The following is a 21,984-nucleotide window of genomic DNA, read 5'->3' on the forward strand; positions in this document are numbered from 1 at the left end:
TGCGGAACCGGCCACACGGGGAGGTCGCGATCATGACAGGGATGCAGACGACGGTACCGACCAGGACAGAACGCCCCGTACGGCAGCTTCTTGCGGCATCCGTGGGCAATGCCGTCGAGTGGTACGACTGGTACGCCTACACGTTCCTGGCGACCTACCTCGCGCAGGCGGTCTTCCCCAAGGGCACGGGGAACTCCCTGGTGCCGCTGCTGTCGACGTTCGCCGTGTTCGCCGTCGGATTCTTCATGCGGCCGGTCGGCGGCCTCGTCATGGGCGCGATCGCCGACCGGCGCGGACGCCGGGCCGCGCTGACGGTCACCATCCTGCTGATGGGCGGCAGCAGCCTGCTGGTCGGCCTCACCCCGACCTACGCCTCGGCCGGACTGCTGGCGCCGGTGGTGCTGGTCACGGCCCGGCTGCTGCAGGGGCTGTCGGTGGGCGGCGAGTTCGCCGCCTCGACCACCTTCCTGGTGGAGTCGGCCGGACCCGGCCGGCGCGGACTGTTCTCCAGCTTCCAGTACGTCTCCACGACCGCGGGGCAGCTCGTCGCCTCCGGGATCGCGACACTGCTCGTGGACACGCTCACCGAGTCCTCGATGGACGGCTGGGGGTGGCGCGTGCCGTTCTGGCTCGGCGGCCTGTTCAGCCTGGTCGGGTTCTGGATCCGGCGGGGCGCGGAGGAGACCCGCAGCACCGAGCAGCGGCAAGCGCCCCGGCCCGGCCTGTTCGAGGCGCTGCGCCGCCATCCACGGGAGTCGCTGCTGATCGCCGGCATCACCGCGGGCGGCACCCTCGCCTACTACACCTGGACGTCGTACCTGCCCACCTACGCCGAACTCGAGGCGGGTGTCGCGAAGTCCGACGCGCTGCTCGCGGGGACGATCTCGCTGGCGTTCTTCGCCGTGCTGCAGCCGATCGGCGGGCTGCTCTCCGACCGGTTCGGCCGCCGCCCCCTGCTGCTGTTCTTCGGACTGGGATGCGCGCTGCTCTGCGTGCCGCTGCTGCACGCGCTGCGCGACTCCTTCGCGGTGCTGCTGCTGGTGCAGTCGGCCGGCATGGTGCTGCTGACCGGTTTCACCTCCATCAGCGCCGCCGTGAACGCCGAGGTGTTCCCGCCCCGGGTGCGCGCGGCCGGTATCGGCTTCCCCTACTCGCTCACGGTCGCCCTCTTCGGCGGCACCGCGCCGTACGTCGGCACGCTGTTCAAACAGTGGGGGCAGGCGGGCCTCTTCCCCTGGTACGTCGCGGTGCTGTGCCTGGTGTCCTCGCTGGTCTACCTGCGGCTGCCGGAGACCGCCCACCGCGAACTCGACCGCTGACGGGGCGTCACACCCTGCTGCCGGTCGCCGTGTCCGCGGACAGCCGCTGGGCGAGGTAGATCGGGACGACGGACAGCAGGACCAGGACGGCCGCCACCACGTTCACCACCGGGGCCTGCTGCGGACGGGTCATGTTCTCGAAGATCCACAAAGGCAGGGTCTGCACGCCGGGCCCGGCCGTGAACGTGGTCACCACGATCTCGTCGAAGGACAGCGCGAACGCCAGCAGCCCGCCCGCCAGCAGCGCGGTGCGCACCAGCGGGAAGGTCACGTCGGCGAAGGCCCGGAAGGTGTGCGCGCCGAGATCCGCCGCGGCCTCCTCGTACGACCGGGAGGTGCGCCGCAGACGCGCCACCACGTTGTTGAACACCACGACGATGCAGAAGGTGGCGTGCCCGACGACCACGGTGAACAGGCCGAGGCCGACGCCGAGGGGCTGGAGCACCGTGCCGAAGGCGGAGTTGAGCGCGATGCCGGTGACGATGCCGGGCAGCGCGATCGGCAGGACGACGACGAAGGAGAGCGCGTCGCGGCCGAAGAAGCGGTACCGGGCGACGGCGAAGGCGATCAGCGTGCCCAGCACCAGGGCGATCGCGGTCGCCCCGAGGCCGGCCTTGACCGACACCCACAGGGCCGCGCGGGCCCCGGAGTTCTCCCAGGCGACCGACCACCAGTGCAGGGTCAGTCCCGGCGGCGGCCAGCTCGCGCTGCGGTCCGGGTTCAGGGAGTTGACCAGGACCAGCAGCAGCGGCACGTAGATCACCGCGAAGCCGAGCCCGGCGGCGACGCGCAGCGCGATGCGCGCGGGACGGGACAGTTGCACGAGTCGGACACCTCCTCTACAGGCTGCTGAGCGCACCCGTGCGGCGCATGGCCAGCAGGTACAGCACGATGACGACGACCGGGACCGTGCCGAGGGCGGCGGCCATGGGCAGGTTGAGTTCGATGTTGGAGTACATGAGGTTGCCGATGAGCTGGGTCTTCCCGCCGACGATCTGCACGGTGATGTAGTCGCCGAGGCTGAGCGAGAAGGTGAAGACGGACCCGGCGGCCACGCCCGGCAGCACCATCGGCAGCACCACGGACCGGAAGGTCCGCCAGGGCCGGGCCCCGAGGTCGGCGGAGGCGTCCAGCAGGGCGCCGGGCAGCTGTTCCAGCGCGGTGTGGACCGGCAGGATCATGTACGGCAGCCACAGATACGTCAGGGTCAGCACCGTCGCCGGCAGCCCGAACCCGGGTCCGGCCAGACCGAAGGGCTTCAGCATCCAGTCGGCGAGCCCGCCCTCGGACAGGATGAGCCGCCAGGCGTACACCTTGACCAGGTAACTCGCCCACAGCGGGGTGAGGATCGCGACCACCAGCAGCGGCCGCCACTTCGGCCGGGCGACACGGGCGGTGTAGAAGGCGAGCGGGAAGGCGATCACCGCGCAGCAGACCGTGACGGCGAGGGCGACGCCGATGCTGCGCACGATCACCTGGCGGAAGACCGGGGTGGTGAGCAGTTCGCGGAAGTTGTCGGCCGAGAAGACCTTGACGACCTGGGAGGTGAAGGAGTCCGTCGTCCAGAACGCGGAGACGAACAGCACGGTGAGCGAGCCGAGGTAGAGCACGGCCAGCCACAGCAGCGGAGCGGTCAGCAGCAGGGACAGACGCAGGCGGGGGCGCCGGTGCAGCGCCCCCGCGAGCCGCCGGACGCGGTCGCGTCCGGCGGACTCGGGGGTGACGGCGGTCATGGCTCAGCCCTTGATCTCGGTCCAGGCCTGGACCCACTTGGCGTACGGCACGCACTTCACGTCCGTGCGGCCGTCCAGGCACTGCTCGATGGGCGTGTTCCAGAAGGCGATGTTCTTCCAGTACGCCTCGTCGGCGGCGTGGTAGACGGTGCAGAAGTTCTTGTCGCTGGTGACGGCGCAGGCCTTGGAGTTGGCCGGGGCCTCGCCGAAGTACTCGGCGACCTGTGCGTTGACCTTGGGCGAGACGATCCAGTCGAGCCACTTGTAGGCGCAGGTGGGGTGCTTGGCCTTGGCCGAGACCATCCAGGTGTCGGACCAGCCGGTGGACCCCTCCTTGGGCACGAACGCCTTGACCTTGGCGCCCTCGTCGGCGGTGAGGTTGGCGATCACCTGCCAGGTGGTGCCGACGACGGAGTCACCGCTCTTGAAGGCGGAGACCTCCTTCAGGTAGTCGCTCCAGTACTCGCCGACATCGGCGTTCTGCTTCTTCAGCAGCGCCACGGCCGCGTCGAACTGCTTCTGGTCCAGGGCGTACGGGTTCGCGATCTTCAGCTCGGGCCTGGTCGCCTTCAGATACAGGGCCGCGTCGGCGATGTAGATCGGCGAGTCGTACGCCGTGACGTGGCCCTTGTACTTCGGGGCGTCGTCGAAGACGGCGGACCAGGAGGTCGGTGCGGGGCTGACCTTCTGGGTGTTGTACATCAGCAGGTTGGCGCCGCGGCCGTGCGGGATGCCGTACATCGTGCCGTGCACGGAGTTCCAGGCGCCGTTCTTCAGGCCGCTGAAGATGTCCCGGTAGTTCGGGACGAGGGCGGTGTTGACGGGGGCCGCGTCGCCGGAGGCGATCAGGCGCAGCGAGGCGTCACCGGAGGCGGAGACGGCGTCGTACTCGCCGGTCTTCATCAGCTTGACCATCTCGTCGGAGCTGGCCGCGACCTTGGAGTGGACCTGGCAGCCGGTCTGCTTCTCGAAGTCGGTGACCCAGTTCACCTTGGGGTCGTTGGAGCCGTCCTCGACGTAGCCGGCCCAGGCGATCAGGTTGACCTGGCCCTCGGGCGCGCCGAGCCGGGTGGGGGCCTTGAGGTCGGGCGGGTTGAGGCCGCCCGGGCCCGCCTTGGTGCCGGAGGAGCCGCAGGCGGTGGCGGCGAGCAGCAGCGCGGCGGCGGCCGCGGCCTTCCATGCGGGGGTGAAGCGCACGACGTACTCCAGTCAGGTCAGTGGGGGACGTGGACGGCGTGGCGGCGGTGCCACTGGAGACGGACCCGGGTGCCGCGGTAGGCGGCGACGTCCTCGGAGGAGGTCTCGAGGTTCTGCTGGAGGGCGGTGAGGCGGCCGCCGCCGTCGAGGTCGACGAGGAAGCGGGTGGCCTCGCCGAGGTAGACGACCTCGGCGACGGTGCCGGTGGCCGAGGAGTGCTCCGGCTCGTCGGCGCCGTCGGCCTCTTTGCGGACGCGGATCTTCTCCGGGCGGATGCTGTAGGTGCCGGGGGCGCCGACGACGCGGTGGGCGGACTCGCCCTCCAGCAGGTTGGAGGTGCCGACGAAGGAGGCGACGAAGCCGGTCGCGGGGCGTTCGTAGATCTCGGCCGGCGTGCCGACCTGTTCGATGCGGCCCTGGTGGAAGACGGCGATGCGGTCGCTCATCGTCAGGGCCTCCTCCTGGTCGTGGGTGACGAAGACGAAGGTGATGCCGACCTCGCGCTGGATGGCCTTCAGCTCGACCTGCATCTGCTCGCGCAGGCGCAGGTCGAGGGCGCCGAGCGGCTCGTCGAGCAGCAGCAGGCGAGGACGGCCGACGAGGGCGCGGGCAAGGGCGACGCGCTGGCGCTGACCGCCGGAGAGCTGGGCGGGGCGGCGCTTGCCGTAGCCGTCCAGACGGACCTCGGCGAGGGCCTTGCGGGCGCGGACCATGCGTTCGGGCCCCGGGACCTTGCGGATCCTCAAGGGGTAGGCGACGTTCTGTTCGACCGTCATGTGCGGGAAGAGGGCGTAGTCCTGGAAGACGGTGTGCACATCGCGTTCGAAGGGCGCGCGGCGTGTGACGTCCTGACCGGCGAGCTCGATCCGGCCCTCGGTGGGGGTCTCGAACCCGGCGATCATGCGCAGGACCGTGGTCTTGCCCGAGCCGGACGGGCCGAGCATGGAGAAGAACTCCCCGTCGCGGATCTCCAGGTCGACCCCGGCCACGGCGGTCGTGTCGCCGAACGACTTGCGCAGCTGCCGCAGACGGACGGCCGTCCCTGCGGCGGGCTCGCGCGGAGTCCCGCCGGCCTTCCCTTCAGCAATCCCCTCCATGGGCGGGAACCTTTCTGACGCCTTCGAGCGTTGACCGATGGAGCGAAAACATATGAAATCATAGTTCAAAGCTCAAGGCCCCCTTAGGGTAAAGCTTGAGTCAACGCACAAGGTGGTGGCCGTGAAACAGCAGCAGACAGCCGGTGGCGCCCGCGCGGCCGTCTTCGCGCCGCTCGACAGCCGGGCCCGCGTCGAGACGGTGGTGCGCCGGCTCGGCGACGCCATCGAGCTCGGCCTGCTCGCCGACGGGGAGCAGCTGCCCGGCGAGAGCGAGCTGGCCGGGCAGCTCGGCGTGTCCACGGTGACCCTGCGGGAGGCGCTGATGGCGCTGCGCCAGCAGGGCCTGGTCACCACCCGGCGCGGCCGGGGCGGCGGCAGCTTCGTCTCCCTGCCGGACGTGCCCGCCGGGGAACGCCTGCGGGCCCGGCTGCGCGGCTGGAGCACCGAGGAGCTGCGCGACCTCGGCGACCACTGGGCGGCGCTGTCCGGGGCGGCGGCCCGCCTCGCGGCGCAGCGCACCGAACCGGAGGACCTGACGCAGCTGCGGCGCACGGTCGAGGAGTTCACGGCCGCGGACGACGCGGCCGCCCGCGCCCGGATGTACGGCCGCTTCCACGTGGAGCTGGCCGCCGCGGCGCAGTCCGCGCGGCTGACCCGCGAACAGGTCGCGCTGCAGACGGAGATCGGGGCGCTGCTGTGCCTGGTCCTCGGTGACGACGCGGGCGCAAGTCGTGAAGAAGTCGCGGACCGTCACCGCGCCGTGATCTCGGCGGTGCAAGATGGGGCCCACGACTCGGCCGGTGCGCTGGCCGAGCGGTGCGTACGGGAGTCGACGGCACGGCTGATCGCCGTACGGCTCGCCCTGTAGGCCTGTCACGGCCCCGGCTGCTGGAGGGCGCCATGAGCTCGAGCCCCGGCCTCGCCCCCGCCCCTCCCGCGCCGGACCTCGGCGCCGCCCGGCGGGTGGCGCACCGGGTGGGCGGCGCCCTGGAGGCGGTGTTCGCGGCGGTCGCCGCGACCGCCGACGAGACGGGTGTCCTGCTGAGCACGGTGGCCGCGTCCGGCCGCAGGCCCACCAGCGCGGACCTCGCCGCGCTGCGGCCCGCCCTCCATCTGCGGCTGCGGCGGCAGGAGCTGATCTCCGGGACCGGGTTCGTGGCGGCGCCGGGGCTGCTGGCGGACGTGCCCGGCTGGCTGGAGTGGTGGCAGTGCGGGCCCGAGGGGGACGTACGGCCGCTGCTGCCGGACCTGGACCCGCAGCAGTCGGCCTACTCCGACTACACGCACTGGGAGTGGTTCGCGCTGCCCCGTGACACCGGCCGCCGCGCGGTGGCCGGCCCGTACGTCGACTACCTCTGCTCGGACGAATACAGCCTCACGCTGTCCGCGCCGGTCACGGTCGCGGGCCGCTTCGCCGGCGTGGCCGCGGCGGACGTCTACCTGCGGCACTTCGAGACGGCGGTCCTGCCCCTGCTGCGGACCTTGCGGCCGCCGGCCCGCCTGGTCAACGCCCGCGGCCGGGTCGCGGCCTCCGCCGACCCCGCCCACCTGGCCGGTTCCCTGACCAAGGGCCCGGACTTCGCCACCGCCCTGGAACACGGCCGCGAGACCGCCCTGCCGGGCCTGCGCCTGCTCCCCTGCGGCGAGGTCCCCCTCCTGCTGACACTGAGAGAAGACTGACCCCCGCCGTTACGACTCCGCGGCGCCACGGGCGGTCACGGCGCGAGCCGTAGGGGCGTGAGCCGTAGTGGCGTGAGCTGTCCCGACGTGAGCCGGCGCGGCGTGAGCCGTAGGTGCGTGAGTTGTCCCCACGTGAGCGGTCACGGCGCGAGCCGACGCGCCGTGAGCCGTAATGGCGTGGGCCGTCACGGCGTGAGCCGGCGCGGCGTCGGCCGGGCACGGGGCTTGGCGCAGCACCGCGCGGCGCGGCGTCGGTGCGCCACGACGGTGCGGTCGGAGGGCAGGTCGGCTGTCGGGGGACGGGGCGGCCGTCCCCTCCCCCGGTTGGGGCGGGTGCCGTCGGCGACCTGAACGCCGGCGGTGACCCGTCAGGTGCCGGGGGTGGGGACCACCGTGAGGTGGGCCGCCGAGCGGGCTCGGCGGCGGCCACGTGGGGGCGGGGCCGTACGGCGGGGCTCGCGCAGGACCAGGGTGAGCCGGGTGCAGCCCATCTCCCGCAGCACCGGCGTCGTCTCGTCGATCAGCCGGCACTCCGTGGCGCCCCGGCGCGGATCGGGGTGCAACAGGGGCCGCACGGAGCCGTCGTGCCGCAGGGCCTCCTCCCCCACCGCGCGCATCCAGTGCGGGAGCCCCTGCCGGAACGCGGCCTCCATGATCGGATCCTGGGCGATGTCCCGGCGCACCGCCTGCAGCACCGCGTCGTGCGCGTGCCGCTCCAGCGCGCTGCGGAACTGCGCCAGCATCGGCAGGCACCAGCTCGTCTCGTGGTCGCCCAGGACGGCGCTCGCGTCCGGGTGGAACAGCACGAACCGCAGGAGGTTGTCGCCGGGCATCGCCGTCGGATGCGGGGCGACCGCCCGGAAAAGTGACTGATAAGCGGTGTTGGCCAGCACCACGTCCCAGCGGTGGTCCACCACCACGGACGGCAGCGAGAGCGCGGCCATCAGCGTGGCGCAGTCCTGGAGGTAGGCCTGGGCCTCGGGAGAGTCGGGGACGGGCCGCGGCGCCGGCCGCTGCCCACCTGCCTGATATGCCATCGGGAGGTCACCCCTTATGACTCTGCGGCCTTCACGCGGCGCCCCGATCCTCGTGCCCTGACACTTGCTGTGTCAACTATCGTGGCATTCCGCGCTCGTTGACGGCTGAAATTGGCCACAGTTGTGGCGAGACCTGGATGGAAGTTCGAACCAGCGGATAATCTCCGGGCAGTTCACGACTGCCGGTGCGGCACGACACGCCTGTGAGAGGGCTGTGAGAGACGTGGGAGACCTGTCGGTGACGGATGGCTTCGAGGTTCCGGACGCCACTCCGTCCGTTGTGCTGTCCGCCGTCGTCACCCGGGTCACCGCACTCGCCGACCGGCTCGGCGTGCCGCACTCCGAGGTGTTCGACACCGCCCGCCTGTCCGTGGCCTGCGGTGTCCCCGAGCCCGTGGTCAAGGCCCTGCTCGGCGGCCGCCCGGCCGGTGAGCCGGATGTCCAGGCCCGGTTCCTGCAACGCCTGGACCTGCTGCGCCGCACCCGGCTCAAACCCAACGGGCGCCGCTACACCCAGCAGGAGATCGCCGACGGCGCCGGCATGTCGCGGCAGCAGGCCGGCGCGCTGATCAACGGCGACCGGCGCCCGACCATGGAGCACTGCGACGCCCTGCAGCGCTTCTTCCGGGTGCACGCGGGGTTTCTGACCGCGGAGGACCCGGAGGCGCTCGCGGGCGCGCTGCAGCGCACCGAGCAGGATCTGCTGCAGCGCCTGGCCGACCGGGAGCGGGCGGCGGCAGCGGCCGCCGACGACCCCCTGGAGCGGCTCCTGCAGGACCACGGGGTGCGCGGCATCGCCTGGCGGGCCGCTCAACTGCCCACTGACCAGCACCGCGACAAGGTCGCCGAATGGCTGGACATGCTTCTGGAGAGCGTCAAGCGGCCCGAGTCGTGAGCCGGGGGAGGACCGTGGGCATCGCCAGGGACATGCGCCGCCTGTGTGGCGCGCTGGTCACCGAACTCGACCTGCCGGCACCGGCACCGCCGGTCGAGCTGTACACCGCGCTGTGCGCCGCGATGGGCCGGCGCCGTGGCCGCCCCGTGCGGCTGCGCACCGCCCCGTTCCCGCCCGGCACCGCGAGCGGGCTCTGGCTCGACATGGCCGACCAGGATCTCGTCGTCCTGGAGGAACGCACCGCGCCCGACCACCAGTTGGTGATCCTCGGACACGAACTGTGGCACATGCAGGCCGGGCACGGCGGTCATCCGGTCGACGGCGCGTCGGTCGGCGCACGGCTGCTGGGCGACGGCGTCGACCTCCAGGCGACGGTGCGTTCGATCGCCGCGCGCACCCGCTTCGACGAGGCGGAAGAGCAGGAGGCGGAGGCCTTCGGCATGCTGCTGGCCAGCCGGTGCCGCACCTGGCTGGCGGGGTCGGCGCTGCGCGCCCCGGTGCAGCGGGACCGCCTGGCGGGCCGCATCGAGGCGTCACTCGGCTATCTGGGCCCGCAGGGCTAGGGCCTCCCCCGCGAAACGGCCGGCCACGAGGAACGGCACCCTCGTGGCGCGGCGAGGGAACGGCACTCTCGTGGCGCGGCGCCGGCTTGATTCCGCCGGACGCGCCCTGTGGGCCCCGGAGCGGCTGAGCCCGATTGTCAGTGGGGGACGGCAAGCTGGTCTCATCACGCCGACACGGGGAGGGCCGATGCCGACCACCGTACTGACCGACCGCGAGCGCACCGCCGTTCAGGCCTATCTACGCCTCCTGCACACCGTCCGGGCCGTCTACGACGACGGGGCGGGGCCGCCCGGGGTGCCCGCCGCTCCCCTGGTCCCGCCCGCGGTTCCGCCGACGGTCCTGGCCGAGGCGGACCAGGCGCTCACCGAGGCGGGCCTGAGCGGCAACGAGGAGGCGTTCTTCCACCTGCTGCGCGGCTGGCACCCCTGACCGGACCGACGGCCGGCAGCCGACGGCGGGCAACGGACAGGGAGCGGTGGGCGGCGGGCGGCAGTCGGCCCGTCTGTGCCACCGCCTCCGCCGTGCGGACTCACGCGTGCGGCACGGTCACGGCCGTGGCGAGCAGGCCGTGGCCGGCCGTCCAGTGGCCCTCGAAGCGCTGGACGACGCGGCCGCCCACCGACGGCCCGGGGACGAGGAGTTCCACGTGCAGGGTGCCGTGCGGACGGCCGTCGGGGCCGGGCCGCAGGTCGATGTCCGCCTCCGTGAAGTCCAGCCAGCGTCCGGTCAGCGGGTACCACGCCTTGTAGACGGACTCCTTGGCGCTGAACAGCAGCCGGTCCGCGTGCAGTCCGGGCAGCGCGCCGGCCAGCTCGGCCAGGCGCAGCCGCTCCGCGGGCAGCGACACCGCGTCCAGCACCCCGTCAGGCAGCGGCCCGTGCGGTTCCGCGTCGATGCCGAGCGAGGCCAGGTCGGTCGCGGCGACGAGCGCGGCGGCGGCGTAGCCCTCGCAGTGGGTCATGCTCCCGGTCACCCCGCGGGGCCACCGCGGCGCGCCCCGTTCCCCGGGCAGCAGCGGCTGCGGCTCCACGCCGAGCTTGTCCATCGCGCGCCGGGCGCACGCCCGTACGGCGGCGAACTCGCGGCGCCGCTTGGGCACCGCCTGCGCCACGACGGCCGCCTCCTCGGGGTGCAGCAGTGCTTCGTCGTCGCCGTCGAGGTCGTAGGTCTCGACGGCGACGACGCAGGACGGCAGGAGTTCCTCGATCACGGCCGGGCCACCTCCGCGGGGAGGATGCGGCGCAGTCGCCCCGGTGGCTCGGGCCGCTTGCGCCACTCGCGCGGATAGCCCACCGAGACCTCCTCGAAGCGGACCCCGTCCTGACGGGTGGTGCGCGGGATGTGCAGGTGGCCGTAGACCATGGCGGCGACGTCGAAACGGCGGTGCCAGTCGGCGGTGAGCGTGGTGCCGCACCACATCGCGAACTCCGGGTACCAGAGCACCTCGGTCGGGTGACGGTGCAGCGGGTAGTGGTTGACGAGCACCACCGGCAGACCGTCCGGCAGCTCGTCCAGCCGCCGCTCGGTCTGCGCCACCCGGGCCCGGCACCAGTCCTCCCGGGTCGGGTAGGGGTCGGGGTGCAGCAGGTGCTCGTCCTTGCAGATGATCCCGGTGCCGCGCGCGTAGGCGAGGCCCTCCTCCTTGGTGGTGCAGCCCGCCGGCAGGAAGGAGTAGTCGTACAGCAGGAAGAGCGGGGCGACGGCCACCGGTCCGCCGGGGCCCTCCCACACGGCGTAGGGGTCCTCCGGGGTGAGGACGCCGAGCTCACGGCAGACCTCGACGAGGTGCTCGTAGCGGGCGACGCCGCGCAGGTCGACCGGGTCGCTCGGATGGCTCCACAGCTCGTGGTTGCCCGGCGCCCACACGACCCGCCGGAAGCGGCTCGCGAGGGTCTTCAGGACCCAGCGGACGTCGGACACGGTCTCCGAGACGTCACCGGCCACCAGGAGCCAGTCGTCGTCGGTCTCCGGGCGCATCTCCTCCACCAGCGCCCGGTTCTCCGGGTAGCCGATGTGCAGGTCGCTGATGGCGAGCAGCCGGCCTTCGCCCCGGGCCCTCGATGTCACGTGCCTTCCCCCTCCGTCGCACGAACCCGACCACCGGAACACACCGTACGCGGTGGACACGCGCGGTCCGGGACGGGTGCCCGCCGACCGTGGCGGCGCGGGCCGGGGCCGCCCGGGAAGCCGTAACACACGCGTTGCACGCGGGGCCCCGGGAAAGCCGTATGATCCCCCCGACACCACCGCCGGGGCTCCCTGAACGCAGGGCGGTTCGGTGTCCCTCCCTCACTCCTGCCCGGGCACGGGCCGCCGAGTCCTGCCCGCGTGACCTGGAAGGCGGCCTGCATGGTCTCTCGCGTACGCGTCTGGCTCAACCGCACGTACGCGGAGAACGTGTTCTTCATGGATCAGCTGCGGCGAAATCCCGAGGACCGGGCCGTGGAGATCCACGCCACCCACGGCGATCCCGACTCCCCGGTCACGGCCGCGGCGGACACCGCCGAGCCGGAGCCGGAGGGCCTGTCGTCGGCGGCGTACGTCGAGTACGCCCTCGACCAGTGCCGGCGGCGCGGCATCGACGTGTTCGTGCCGCGGCTGCACCAGGCGGCGATCGTGGCGCAGCGCGCGGAGTTCGCCGCGGCGGGCACGGCGCTGCTCGCGCCGACACCGGAGGCCGTCGCCGTCTTCCAGGACAAGGTGGTCGCCTACGAGGCCGTGCAGGCGATCGGGGTGCCGGTGCCGCCGTGGTGGCGGGTGCGGACCGCGGACGAATTCGTCGCCGCGGTCGAGGAGTTGGAGGCGGCCGGACACCAGGCGTGCTTCAAGCCGGCGTCCGGGGCGGGCGGCGTGGGCTTCCGCGTGGTGAGCCGTGCCCCCTTCTCGCTCGTCCAGCTCAGCGGCTTCCCGAGCCCGTATGTGAACCTCGACCTGGTCGTGGACGCGCTGCGGCGGGCCGAGGAGCCGGTGGACTGGCTGGTGATGCCGCGGCTGGAGCAGCCGGAGGTGTCGGTGGACTGCCTCACCGGTCCCGACAACCGGATCCGGCTCGCCGTCGGCCGCACCAAGAACGGCCGCCGCCGGGGCTTCACGCTGCACGAGCGGTGGCTGGAGCCCGCCCGGCGCATCGCGGAGGGCTTCGGGCTGCACCACCTGTCCAACGTGCAGTTCCGCATGTTCGGCGACCGGCCGGTGCTGATGGACGTCAACACGCGCCCGGCGGGCGGACTGCACCAGCTGTCGCTGTGCGGGATGAACGTGCCGTGGGCGGCGGTGAAGCTGGCCCTGGGCGAGGACCCCGGGGTGATCGAACCTCCGTTCCTGGGGCCGGACTACACGGTGGTGGCCGGACCGCGGGCGCTGCGGTCGGTGACGCTGCCGGCGCAACGGGTCGACTCCGTCGGCGTGCGGGCGGGCGAGGCGGTGCCCCTGTAGGCCCGGACCCGGAACGGGCCTGCGCGGGCCCGGATCCGGAACGCCCGCCCCCACCGGTATGGACCAATTCTGTCCAGAGTCTTGACGGGCTCAATTGGTCCATACCAAATTGGTGCGCGCACCACCCCGCACATCCGTGCACTCCCGAACACCCCCATTCCTTCAGGGAGATCGCGTGCGCTCCACACCCCCCGGACGCCCCGTGCGTCGCCTCCTCGCCCTGCTCGGCTCCGGCGCCCTCGCGCTGACCGGCGCCATCGCCCTGCCCGGTACCGCGCAGGCGGCCAACATCCTCGGCAACCCCGGCTTCGAGTCCGGCTCCCTCTCCCCCTGGTCCTGCACCGGCAACCTCGGCTCGGTGGTCTCCTCCCCCGTGCACGGCGGCGGCAAGGCCCTCGCCGGCGCGGTGACCTCCAGCGACATCGCCAAGTGCAGCCAGACCGTCTCGGTGCAGCCCAACACCACGTACACCCTGCAGAGCTGGGTACGCGGCTCCTACGTCTACCTGGGCGTCGACGGCGGTGCCTCGACGTGGACGTCGTCACCGTCGGCGTACAGCCAGCTGTCGGTGTCGTTCACCACCGGTGCCTCCCAGACCAGTGCCACCATCTACCTCCACGGGTGGTACGCGCAGGGCACCTACTACGCCGACGACATCAGCCTCGACGGGCCGGGCGGCGGCGGAGGCGGCACGGACACCCAGGCGCCGAGCGCGCCCTCCGGACTCACCTCCACCGGCAGGACGTCCTCGAGCGTGTCGCTGAAGTGGAACGCCTCGAGCGACAACGTCGGCGTCACGGGCTACGACGTCTACAGCGGCGCGAGCAAGGTGGCGAGCGCCTCCGGGACCAGCGCCACGGTCAGCGGGCTGTCGGCGAGCACGAGTTACACCTTCACGGTGAAGGCGCGCGACGCGGCCGGGAACGTCTCCGGCGCCTCCAACGCCGTCACGGTCACCACGGACGCCGGCACCGGCGGCGGAGGCGGCGGCTTCAAGCAGGCCGCGCCGTACCTGTACGAGGGATGGGGCGACCCGCCGAGCCCGACGACGGTGATGAGCGCGACCGGCGTGAAGTGGTTCACGATGGCCTTCGTCCTGGACTCGGGCGGCTGCACCCCCGCCTGGGACGGGCAGCGGGCCCTGACCGGTGGCGTCGACCAGTCCGCCATCAACGCCATCCGCTCCGCCGGCGGTGACATCGTCCCGTCGTTCGGCGGCTGGCAGGGCAGCAAGCTCGGCGCCAACTGCTCCTCCGCGAGCGCGCTCGCCGGGGCGATCCAGAAGGTGATCGACGCCTACGGCCTGAAGGCGATCGACATGGACATCGAGAACACCGACGAGTTCGAGAACGAGGCCGTCCAGGCGAAGATCCTCACCGCGCTGAAGACGGTCAAGGCGAACAACCCCGGCCTGAAGACCATCGTGACCTTCGGGACGTCGACGACCGGTCCGACGTACTACGGCAACCGGCTCATCGAGCAGGCCAAGTCGCTGGGCGCCGACATCGACGTCTTCACCATCATGCCGTTCGACTTCGGCGGCGGCTCGGACATGTACGGCAACACCGTGAACGCGGCCGAAGGGCTGAAGGCCAAGCTGAAGTCCACCTTCGGGTGGGACGACGCCACCGCCTACTCCCACATCGGCATCTCCGGCATGAACGGCCTGTCCGACCAGCAGGAGAACACCACACCGCAGATCTGGACCCAGATCCGCGACTGGGCGAACTCCCACCACATCGCCCGGCTCGCGTTCTGGTCGGTCAACCGCGACCGGCCGTGCCCGGGCGGCGGCGTGGCGGAGAACTGCTCCGGGACCAGCCAGACGAACTGGCAGTTCACGTCCATCACGGCCGGATTCACCGGCTGAGCCAACCCCCTCTCGCCTCGTTCCCCCCGGCCTCCGGCGCCGGGGGGAACTTTTTCTCCGCGAGGGTGTATCAGACGGCGGCCCCGGCGCTCTCCCTACCGGGAACGGGGGAAGCACCACCGGGTCCCGGACGGGGGAAGCACCACAGGATTCCGGACGGGGGAAGCACCGGGATCGCGGGGGGGAAGCACGGGGGATCGGACCGGCCGGCCGCTGCGAACGGGGGAGCGGCCGGCCGGACCGCAGCGCGGCACGGCTCGGCCGGGCCGGGGGTCAGGTCAGATACGCCAGCCCCGGATGCACGGCCCGGTAGCCGTCGGTCAGGCGCCGCGCCACCATCACCGAATCGACCAGGGGGTGCAGCGCGAACGCCTTCACCGCCGTCTCCCGGGAACCCGACCGCGCCGCCGCGAGCACCTCGCGCTCGACGGCCTTCACCGCGCAGACCAGGCCCGTCGCATGGCCGGGCAGCGGATCGACCGCCACCGGGTGGGCGCCGTTCGCGTCGACCAGGCAGGGCACCTCGATCACCGCGTCGGCGTCCAGCGCCGCCAGGGTGGAACGGTTGCGGACGTTGAGGATGAGCGTGGTGCGCTCGTCACGGGCGATGGCCCGCATCAGCGCCAGCGCCACCTTCTCGTAGCCGCCGGACAGGTCGTCGGCGTCGCGCTCGCCGGCGCCGGCCGCCTCCCGGTTCTCCGCCATGTAGGTCGCCTCGCGCTCGGCGCGGGTGCGGTTCCAGGCGGCGAGGGCGGGCGTCGCCGGGTCGCGCACCTCGTCGTAGAAGCGGGCCTGCTGGTCGCGCAGGAAGGCGCCGCGGGTGCGTTCCGCCTGCTGGTAGGCGGCGACGGTCTCGCGGTTGAAGTAGTAGTAGTGCAGGTATTCGTTGGGGACCGCGCCCAGTGAGCGCAGCCACTCGGCGCCGAAGAGCTTGCCCTCCTCGAAGGAGGTGAGCAGGGCGTCGTCGGCGAGCAGGCGCGGCAGTTCGTCGCGTCCGGCCACGCGCAGGCCGCGCACCCAGCCGAGGTGGTTGAGGCCGACGTAGTCGATCCACGCCTGCGCCGGGTCCGCGCCGAGCACCCGGGCGATACGGCGGCCGAGGCCGACCGGCGAGTCGCAGATGCCGATGACCCGGTCCCCCAGGTGGCGGGACATGGCCTCGGTGACCAGGCCGGCCGGGTTGGTGAAGTTGATGACCCAGGCGTCCGGCGCGAGGGCGGCCACGCGGCGGGCGATGCCGACGGCGACCGGCACCGTGCGCAGCCCGTAGGCGATGCCGCCCGCGCCGACCGTCTCCTGGCCGAGAACGCCCTCGGCCAGCGCGACCCGCTCGTCGTCGGCGCGGCCCGCGAGACCGCCGACGCGGATCGCGGAGAAGACGAAGTCCGCCCCGCGCAGCGCCTCGTCGAGGTCGGTGGTCGTCGTCACGCTCGGGGCGCCGGGGACGTCCGCCGCCTGCTCGGCCAGTACCCGGGCGACCGCGCCGAGCCGGCCGGCGTCCACGTCGTGCAGGACGACCTCGGTGACCCGGCCCTCGGCGCGGTCCGTCAGCAGCGCCCCGTACACCAGCGGCACCCGGAATCCGCCGCCGCCCAGAATCGTCAGCCTCATACCGCTCCCACCTCGTCCACCACGCGGGAACCCTACCCGCCACGGGGGGCCGACCCGGCCGCGCGCACCGCGGCGACGTGATGACGTGGTGCGGGCCGGCACGACGCTCACCGCGGCGGCTCGGTGCGAGTCGGCACGCTGCTCACGCCGCTGCGAAGCGGCCCGGGGCTGCCGGGCCTCCGCCGACGGCAGTCCAGAGGCCCGGCACCCGTGGGCGCCGACGTCGCCGGGCGCCCGGCCCCGTGGCCCGCGGCAGCTCCGGGAGCCCCCTCAGGGCCGCAGCCTCTGAAGCCGCCGCGCCCGCCCAGAGTCACCGCACCCGGTGACGTTCACCCCCTTCGCCGTATTCGCGACCCGAACTCCCGCGCACCACAGGGACTTTGTTGCCTTCAACCTCTTGACGGCCGCAGTGGCGGAGAGCACATTGGCCGCACTTGAGAGCGCTCTCAAACGGCATCCGCTTGCGACTCCGAGAGGCACCCCCATGACCGCATCTCCCGGTACACCCAGACGCCGCCCGCTGCGGCGGGCCCTCGTCGCCGCCCTCGGCACCCTCGGCCTGGCCGCCGCCGCGGCGGGCATCGCCGTCCCGTCCGCCGACGCCGCCGCGCCGGCACCCCCGTCGGGCTGGACGCGCGTCTTCGTCGACGACTTCGACGGCCCCGCGGGCTCCGGCGTCAACACCGCCAACTGGCAGTACGACACCGGCATCTCCTACCCCGGCGGCCCCGCCAACTGGGGCACCGGCGAGGTCGAGACGATGACCAGCAGCACGAGCAACGTCTCGCTCGACGGCAGCGGCAATCTGCGCATCACCCCGCAGCGCGACTCCGCGGGCCGCTGGACGTCCGGCCGTATCGAAACCGTGCGCACCGACTTCCAGCCACCGGCCGGCGGCAAGCTGCGCGTCGAGGGCCGGATCCAGATGCCGAACGTCACCGGCACCGCCGCCGAGGGCTACTGGCCGGCGTTCTGGGCACTGGGCGCGCCCTACCGGGGCAACTACCAGAACTGGCCCGGCGTCGGCGAGCTGGACATCATGGAGAACGTGCAGGGCCTGAACAAGGTGTGGGCCACCATGCACTGCGGCACCAGCCCGGGCGGCCCCTGCAACGAGACGACCGGCATCGGCAACTCCACCGCCTGCCCGAACACCACCTGCCAGTCCGGCTTCCACACCTACGCGATGGAGTGGGACCGTTCGGTGAGTCCGGAGGCGATCCGCTTCTCGGTCGACGGCGTCGTCTACCACACCGTGACGGCGAACCAGATGGACGCCGCCACCTGGGCCAACGCCACCAACCACGGCTTCTTCGTCATCCTCAACGTGGCCATGGGCGGCGGCTTCCCGGACGCCTTCGGCGGCGGGCTGGACGGCGACACCCAGCCGGGCCACCCGATGGTCGTGGACTACGTCCAGGTGCTGACGGCCGGTGGGAGCGGTACCACGCCCACTCCCCCGCCCTCCGGCAACCGCGACGCCTACAGCCCCGTCCAGGCCGAGTCCTACGACAGCCAGTCCGGCACGATCACCGAGGCGACCTCCGACAGCGGCGGCGGACAGAACATCGGTGCCGTGGCGAACGGCGACTGGGCCCTGTACAAGGGCGTGAACTTCGGCTCCACGGCGGCCCGGCAGTTCTACGCCCGGGTGGCGAGCGGTGCCGCGTCCGGCGTGAGCGGTCTGCTCGAGGTGCGCCTCGACAGCCGCAGCAACGCCCCGATCGGCAGTTTCGCGCTCGCCAACACCGGCGGCTGGCAGTCCTGGCGGACGGTCCCGGCGAACATCGGCGCCGTCACGGGCGTCCATGACGTCTATCTGACGTTCACCAGCGGCCAGCCGGCCGACTTCGTCAACGTGAACTGGTTCGACTTCGGGCACTGAGCGCGCCCTGACGCGCCCAGCGGCCGGCCGACGGCGTCGAGTGTCACGCCGTCGGCCGGCCCGCGTGCGCAACGAGACCCGTGGCGGATCGGGGCCGCCCGGCCTCCGGCCCGCCACGGGCGGGCAGGACCGGCTCCCGTGGCGAGGCCGACGGCCACGGCGACACCGAGCGCCGAACCCGGCCGACGCGCGGTGCGGGTCGCGGGCGGGCACGGGTCGAGACGGCCGGTGCGGTCACAGTGACGGTCACACGGCGGGCTTCTCCGGCACGCGGTGCGCGGCAGGTGTCCGGCCCCGGCCACGCCGGGGCCCGCCGCGCCTCGGTGCCGCTTGGGGGTGTGTGCGGGGACGGCAACAAGCCGCCGGCGCTGCGGGGGTCGCCCTGGAACGCCGTGCGCCGAGGGCCGGCGTGGGTGACGGCCCGTCAGCCACCGGCCCCGGCCACGGCCCGCCCCTGCCCGACCTGCCATACCCGACCCTGCCCTGCCCGACCCTGGCCTGTTCTGGCTCGCCCCGCCCCGCCGGTCGCGGTCTACCGCAGCTCCGCCCGGAACGCCGCCGGGGTCCGGTCGGTGTGCTGGTGGAAGAACTTGGAGAAGTTGGCGGCGTCGGGGAAACCGACCGCCGCGCCGACGCGGCTGATGGGCAGATCGGTGTGCGCCAGCAGCCGCTTGGCCTCCAGGACGACCCGCTTGTCGATGAACCCCTTGGGCGTCTCGCCGGTGGCGGCGCGCACCGCGCGGACCAGGGTGCGGCGGGAGTAACCGAGGGCGTCGGCGTAGGCGCTGACGCTGTGGTTGGTGGCGAAGCCCTCCTCCACCGCGTCCCGGAAGCGGGTGAAGGTGGTGTCGCCCGGATGCCGCGCCGCCCGGGTGGAGCTGGCGGCGAGATGCGCGAGACGCAGCAGGAACGCGGTCAGCGTGTGCCGCAGCACCGCCGCGTGCAGACCCGGCGGGAGGGTGTCGGTGTCCTCGTACTCGCGCCCGAGCTGCTCCAGGGCGGCGCGCAGACCGGCGAGCTGGGCCGGGTCGGGGTGGAGCAGGGGCGGCAGGTCGTAGCGGTAGAGGCCGGTGGCCTCGACGGTCGCGCGCGGCAGGAAGCCCGGCTGCATGGTCAGGACAATTCCGCGGTACCCGGTCTCCTTCGAGAAGCGGTGGACCTGGCCCGGGCGGATCCACAGGACGTCGCCTGCGTTCGCCTCGTACTCGGCGAAGTCGACCATGTGGCGGACCGGGCCGTGCGTGAAGAGCATGACCACGTGGAAGTCGATGCGGTGGACGCGGTCGAGAGGAGCCTCGGAGTGCCAGGTGCGACCGCTGCCCATCGGGCCGATCTGCATGCCCACACCGCCGACGCTCAGACCGACCGGGAAGGGGAAGGTTCTGATCCCGTCCATGTCCTCGCCGGCGTCACCGTTGTGCCTGGTTGTGTCCGCCATGTCCTTCTCGTGCCGTCCCGGTCGCGCGCTCGGTGTCCCACTTTCACCACAGGCTGACACACGCAGACCTTCCGGCGAAAAAGTCAGACTTTTAAATTTGAACGCGTCAGAGCATAAGCACCGCTTCTTGCGAGGACTTCTTGAAGATGAGCACGCAGACACCCGACACCCTCGAGTGGACCGACCTCGACCGGCGTGCCGTCGACACCGCCCGGCTCCTGGCCGCGGATGCCGTGCAGAAGGTGGGCAACGGCCACCCCGGCACCGCGATGGCCCTGGCCCCGGCGGCCTACACGATCTTTCAGAAGGTGATGCGGCACGACCCCGCCGACCCGGAGTGGACCGGCCGTGACCGTTTCGTCCTCTCCCCCGGCCACACGTCGCTGACCCTCTACACGCAGCTGTACCTCGCCGGGTACGAGCTGGAGCTGGACGACCTGAAGGCGTTCCGCACGCACGGCTCGAAGACGCCCGGCCACCCCGAGTACGGGCACACCGCCGGGGTGGAGACCACCACCGGTCCGCTCGGCCAGGGCGTCGCGAACGCCGTCGGCATGGCGATGGCCGCCCGCTACGAGCGCGGTCTGTTCGACCCGGAGGCCCCGGCCGGCGAGTCCCCCTTCGACCACACGGTCTGGGCGATCGTCTCCGACGGCGACCTCCAGGAAGGCGTCTCCGCCGAGGCCTCCTCCCTGGCCGGCCACCAGAAGCTCGGCAACCTGGTCTTCCTCTACGACGACAACCACATCTCCATCGAGGGCGACACCGCGACCGCGTTCTCCGAGGACGTGCTGAAGCGCTACGAGGCCTACGGCTGGCACACCCAGCGCATCGAGCCCGCCGAGGACGGCGACGTCGACGTGCACGCCTTGTACGCCGCTCTGAAGGCCGCGCAGGCCGAGACCGGGCGGCCGTCGATCATCGCGATGCGCACGATCATCGCCTGGCCCGCCCCGAACGCGCGCAACACCGAGGCCTCCCACGGCTCCGCGCTCGGCGAGGCGGAGGTCGCCGCCACCAAGCGGCTTCTCGGCTTCGACCCGGAGCAGGCCTTCCAGGTCGACGCCGACGTCCTCACCCACACCCGCGCCGCCCTGGACCGGGGCGCCGACGCGCACGCCGCCTGGGACAAGCAGATCGCCGTCTGGCGGGAGTACCAGCCGCAGCGGGCGGAGCTGTTCGACCGGATCGTGGCCGGGCGGCTCCCCGAGGGCTGGGAGGAGGCGCTGCCGGTGTTCGAGGAGGGCAAGGCCGTCGCGACCCGCGCCGCCTCCGGCAAGGTCCTGCAGTCGCTGGGCGCGGTCATCCCGGAGCTGTGGGGCGGCTCGGCCGACCTGGCCGGCTCCAACAACACCACCATCGACAAGAGCAGCTCCTGCCTCCCCGAGGGCAACCCGCTGCCCGAGGCCGACCCGTACGGCCGTACCGTCCACTTCGGGATCCGGGAGTTCTCGATGGCGGCGGAGATGAACGGCATCGCCCTGCACGGCAACACCCGGATCTACGGCGGCACCTTCCTGGTGTTCTCCGACTACATGCGCAACGCCGTGCGGATGTCGGCGCTGATGCAGCTGCCGGTGACCTATGTGTGGACGCACGACTCGATCGGTCTCGGCGAGGACGGCCCGACCCACCAGCCGGTGGAACACCTGGCCTCGCTGCGCGCCATTCCGGGCCTGAACGTCGTCCGCCCGGCCGATGCCAACGAGACCGCGGCCGCCTGGGCCGAGATCCTGAAGAGGCACGCCACCCGTCCCGCCCCGCACGGGCTCGCGCTCACCCGCCAGGGCGTGCCGACGTACGCGCCGGACCCGGACGCGGCGAAGGGCGGCTACGTGCTGCGCGAGTCGTCCACCGACACCCCGGAGGTGATCGTGATCGCCACCGGTTCCGAGGTGCAGCTCGCGGTCGCCGCGCGGGAGCTGCTGGAGGCCGAGGGGATCGGCACGCGCGTGGTGTCGATGCCGTCCGTGGAGTGGTTCGAGGAGCAGCCCCGCGCGTACCGCGAGTCCGTCCTGCCGCCGGCCGTGAAGGCCCGGGTCGCGGTCGAGGCCGGGATCGGTCTGACCTGGTACCGCTACGTCGGCGACGCCGGCCGCATCGTGTCCCTGGAGCACTTCGGCGCCTCCGCCGACGCCACGACCCTGTTCGCCGAGTACGGCTTCACCCCCGAGAACGTCGCCGCAGCAGCCAGGGAATCGCTGGCCGCCGTGCGCGGTTGAT

General features: G+C 72.5%; 19 protein-coding genes. 10 read left to right on the plus strand and 9 right to left on the minus strand.

Annotation, left to right across the window (positions count from 1 at the left end; all coding sequences use genetic code 11):
• Positions 1 to 32 precede the first annotated feature (32 nt).
• Positions 33 to 1,319 carry an MFS transporter gene (locus AB0E88_RS09950; RefSeq protein ID WP_361626795.1) on the plus strand — a complete coding sequence of 429 codons (1,287 nt, stop codon included), beginning with the start codon at positions 33 to 35 and terminating at the stop codon, positions 1,317 to 1,319.
• 7 nt (positions 1,320 to 1,326) lie between these two features.
• Here the strand turns inward: AB0E88_RS09950 and AB0E88_RS09955 are convergent, their stop codons facing one another.
• Genes AB0E88_RS09955 through AB0E88_RS09970 form a run of 4 tightly spaced genes read right to left on the minus strand, consistent with a single transcriptional unit; the run spans position 1,327 to position 5,346 of the window.
• Positions 1,327 to 2,142 carry an ABC transporter permease gene (locus AB0E88_RS09955; protein WP_361626797.1) on the minus strand — a complete coding sequence of 272 codons (816 nt, stop codon included), beginning with the start codon at positions 2,140 to 2,142 and terminating at the stop codon, positions 1,327 to 1,329.
• Positions 2,143 to 2,158: 16 nt separating this feature from the next.
• Positions 2,159 to 3,052, minus strand: coding sequence for an ABC transporter permease (locus AB0E88_RS09960; protein WP_361626800.1), 894 nt, complete (start codon positions 3,050 to 3,052; stop codon positions 2,159 to 2,161).
• A 3-nt stretch (positions 3,053 to 3,055) separates the two neighbouring features.
• Positions 3,056 to 4,261 (minus strand): ABC transporter substrate-binding protein, encoded by a 1,206-nt coding sequence (locus AB0E88_RS09965; protein ID WP_361627402.1) that lies wholly within the window; start codon positions 4,259 to 4,261, stop codon positions 3,056 to 3,058.
• Between the two features lie 5 nt (positions 4,262 to 4,266).
• On the minus strand, positions 4,267 to 5,346 hold the full coding sequence (locus AB0E88_RS09970; RefSeq protein ID WP_361626803.1) for an ABC transporter ATP-binding protein: 1,080 nt from the start codon (positions 5,344 to 5,346) through the stop codon (positions 4,267 to 4,269).
• Between the two features lie 121 nt (positions 5,347 to 5,467).
• On the opposite strand from AB0E88_RS09970, the gene AB0E88_RS09975 reads away from it, so the two are divergent.
• Both AB0E88_RS09975 and AB0E88_RS09980 read left to right on the plus strand, forming a co-directional pair.
• On the plus strand, positions 5,468 to 6,214 hold the full coding sequence (locus AB0E88_RS09975; protein WP_361626806.1) for a GntR family transcriptional regulator: 747 nt from the start codon (positions 5,468 to 5,470) through the stop codon (positions 6,212 to 6,214).
• A 32-nt stretch (positions 6,215 to 6,246) separates the two neighbouring features.
• A complete protein-coding gene (locus tag AB0E88_RS09980) occupies positions 6,247 to 7,026 on the plus strand; it encodes a cache domain-containing protein (protein WP_361626809.1) in 780 nt (259 codons plus the stop codon).
• A 368-nt stretch (positions 7,027 to 7,394) separates the two neighbouring features.
• Here AB0E88_RS09980 and AB0E88_RS09985 read toward each other — a convergent pair whose 3' ends face one another.
• Positions 7,395 to 8,063, minus strand: coding sequence for a hypothetical protein (locus AB0E88_RS09985; protein ID WP_361626812.1), 669 nt, complete (start codon positions 8,061 to 8,063; stop codon positions 7,395 to 7,397).
• Positions 8,064 to 8,301: 238 nt separating this feature from the next.
• Between AB0E88_RS09985 and AB0E88_RS09990 the strand changes: the two genes are divergently transcribed.
• The 3 genes from AB0E88_RS09990 to AB0E88_RS10000 all read left to right on the plus strand — a co-directional run bounded on the left by AB0E88_RS09990 (position 8,302) and on the right by AB0E88_RS10000 (position 9,951).
• On the plus strand, positions 8,302 to 8,958 hold the full coding sequence (locus AB0E88_RS09990) for a helix-turn-helix transcriptional regulator (protein ID WP_361626815.1): 657 nt from the start codon (positions 8,302 to 8,304) through the stop codon (positions 8,956 to 8,958).
• Positions 8,959 to 8,990: 32 nt separating this feature from the next.
• Positions 8,991 to 9,521, plus strand: coding sequence for a toxin-antitoxin system, toxin component (locus tag AB0E88_RS09995; protein ID WP_361627405.1), 531 nt, complete (start codon positions 8,991 to 8,993; stop codon positions 9,519 to 9,521).
• A 187-nt stretch (positions 9,522 to 9,708) separates the two neighbouring features.
• Entirely contained in the window at positions 9,709 to 9,951 is a 243-nt protein-coding gene (locus AB0E88_RS10000) for a hypothetical protein (protein ID WP_361626818.1), read from the plus strand.
• 100 nt (positions 9,952 to 10,051) lie between these two features.
• Here the strand turns inward: AB0E88_RS10000 and AB0E88_RS10005 are convergent, their stop codons facing one another.
• Positions 10,052 to 10,732 (minus strand): 4'-phosphopantetheinyl transferase superfamily protein, encoded by a 681-nt coding sequence (locus tag AB0E88_RS10005; protein ID WP_361626821.1) that lies wholly within the window; start codon positions 10,730 to 10,732, stop codon positions 10,052 to 10,054.
• Positions 10,729 to 11,589 carry a metallophosphoesterase gene (locus AB0E88_RS10010; RefSeq protein ID WP_361626824.1) on the minus strand — a complete coding sequence of 287 codons (861 nt, stop codon included), beginning with the start codon at positions 11,587 to 11,589 and terminating at the stop codon, positions 10,729 to 10,731. Before AB0E88_RS10010 ends, AB0E88_RS10005 begins: the two co-directional genes overlap by 4 nt.
• Before the next feature lie 282 nt (positions 11,590 to 11,871).
• Between AB0E88_RS10010 and AB0E88_RS10015 the strand changes: the two genes are divergently transcribed.
• Positions 11,872 to 12,957, plus strand: a complete 1,086-nt coding sequence (locus tag AB0E88_RS10015; protein ID WP_361626827.1) for an ATP-grasp domain-containing protein — start codon at positions 11,872 to 11,874, stop codon at positions 12,955 to 12,957.
• Between the two features lie 175 nt (positions 12,958 to 13,132).
• Entirely contained in the window at positions 13,133 to 14,827 is a 1,695-nt protein-coding gene (locus AB0E88_RS10020; protein ID WP_361626830.1) for a carbohydrate binding domain-containing protein, read from the plus strand.
• A gap of 273 nt (positions 14,828 to 15,100) precedes the next feature.
• On the opposite strand, the gene AB0E88_RS10025 is transcribed toward AB0E88_RS10020, so the two are convergent.
• The gene (locus AB0E88_RS10025; RefSeq protein ID WP_361626833.1) at positions 15,101 to 16,438 is read right to left on the minus strand and encodes a 6-phospho-beta-glucosidase; all 1,338 of its coding nucleotides are present in this window, start codon (positions 16,436 to 16,438) and stop codon (positions 15,101 to 15,103) included.
• A gap of 484 nt (positions 16,439 to 16,922) precedes the next feature.
• On the opposite strand from AB0E88_RS10025, the gene AB0E88_RS10030 reads away from it, so the two are divergent.
• Positions 16,923 to 18,323: a glycoside hydrolase family 16 protein gene (locus AB0E88_RS10030; RefSeq protein ID WP_361626836.1), complete on the plus strand. Its 1,401-nt coding sequence runs from the start codon at positions 16,923 to 16,925 to the stop codon at positions 18,321 to 18,323.
• A gap of 532 nt (positions 18,324 to 18,855) precedes the next feature.
• On the opposite strand, the gene AB0E88_RS10035 is transcribed toward AB0E88_RS10030, so the two are convergent.
• Positions 18,856 to 19,761 (minus strand): AraC family transcriptional regulator, encoded by a 906-nt coding sequence (locus tag AB0E88_RS10035; protein WP_361626839.1) that lies wholly within the window; start codon positions 19,759 to 19,761, stop codon positions 18,856 to 18,858.
• Between the two features lie 146 nt (positions 19,762 to 19,907).
• On the opposite strand from AB0E88_RS10035, the gene tkt reads away from it, so the two are divergent.
• Entirely contained in the window at positions 19,908 to 21,983 is a 2,076-nt protein-coding gene (gene tkt, locus AB0E88_RS10040) for a transketolase (RefSeq protein WP_361626842.1), read from the plus strand.
• Position 21,984 lies beyond the last annotated feature (1 nt).

It is taken from the genome of Streptomyces sp. NPDC028635, from assembly GCF_040637635.1.
GTDB lineage: Bacteria > Actinomycetota > Actinomycetes > Streptomycetales > Streptomycetaceae > Streptomyces.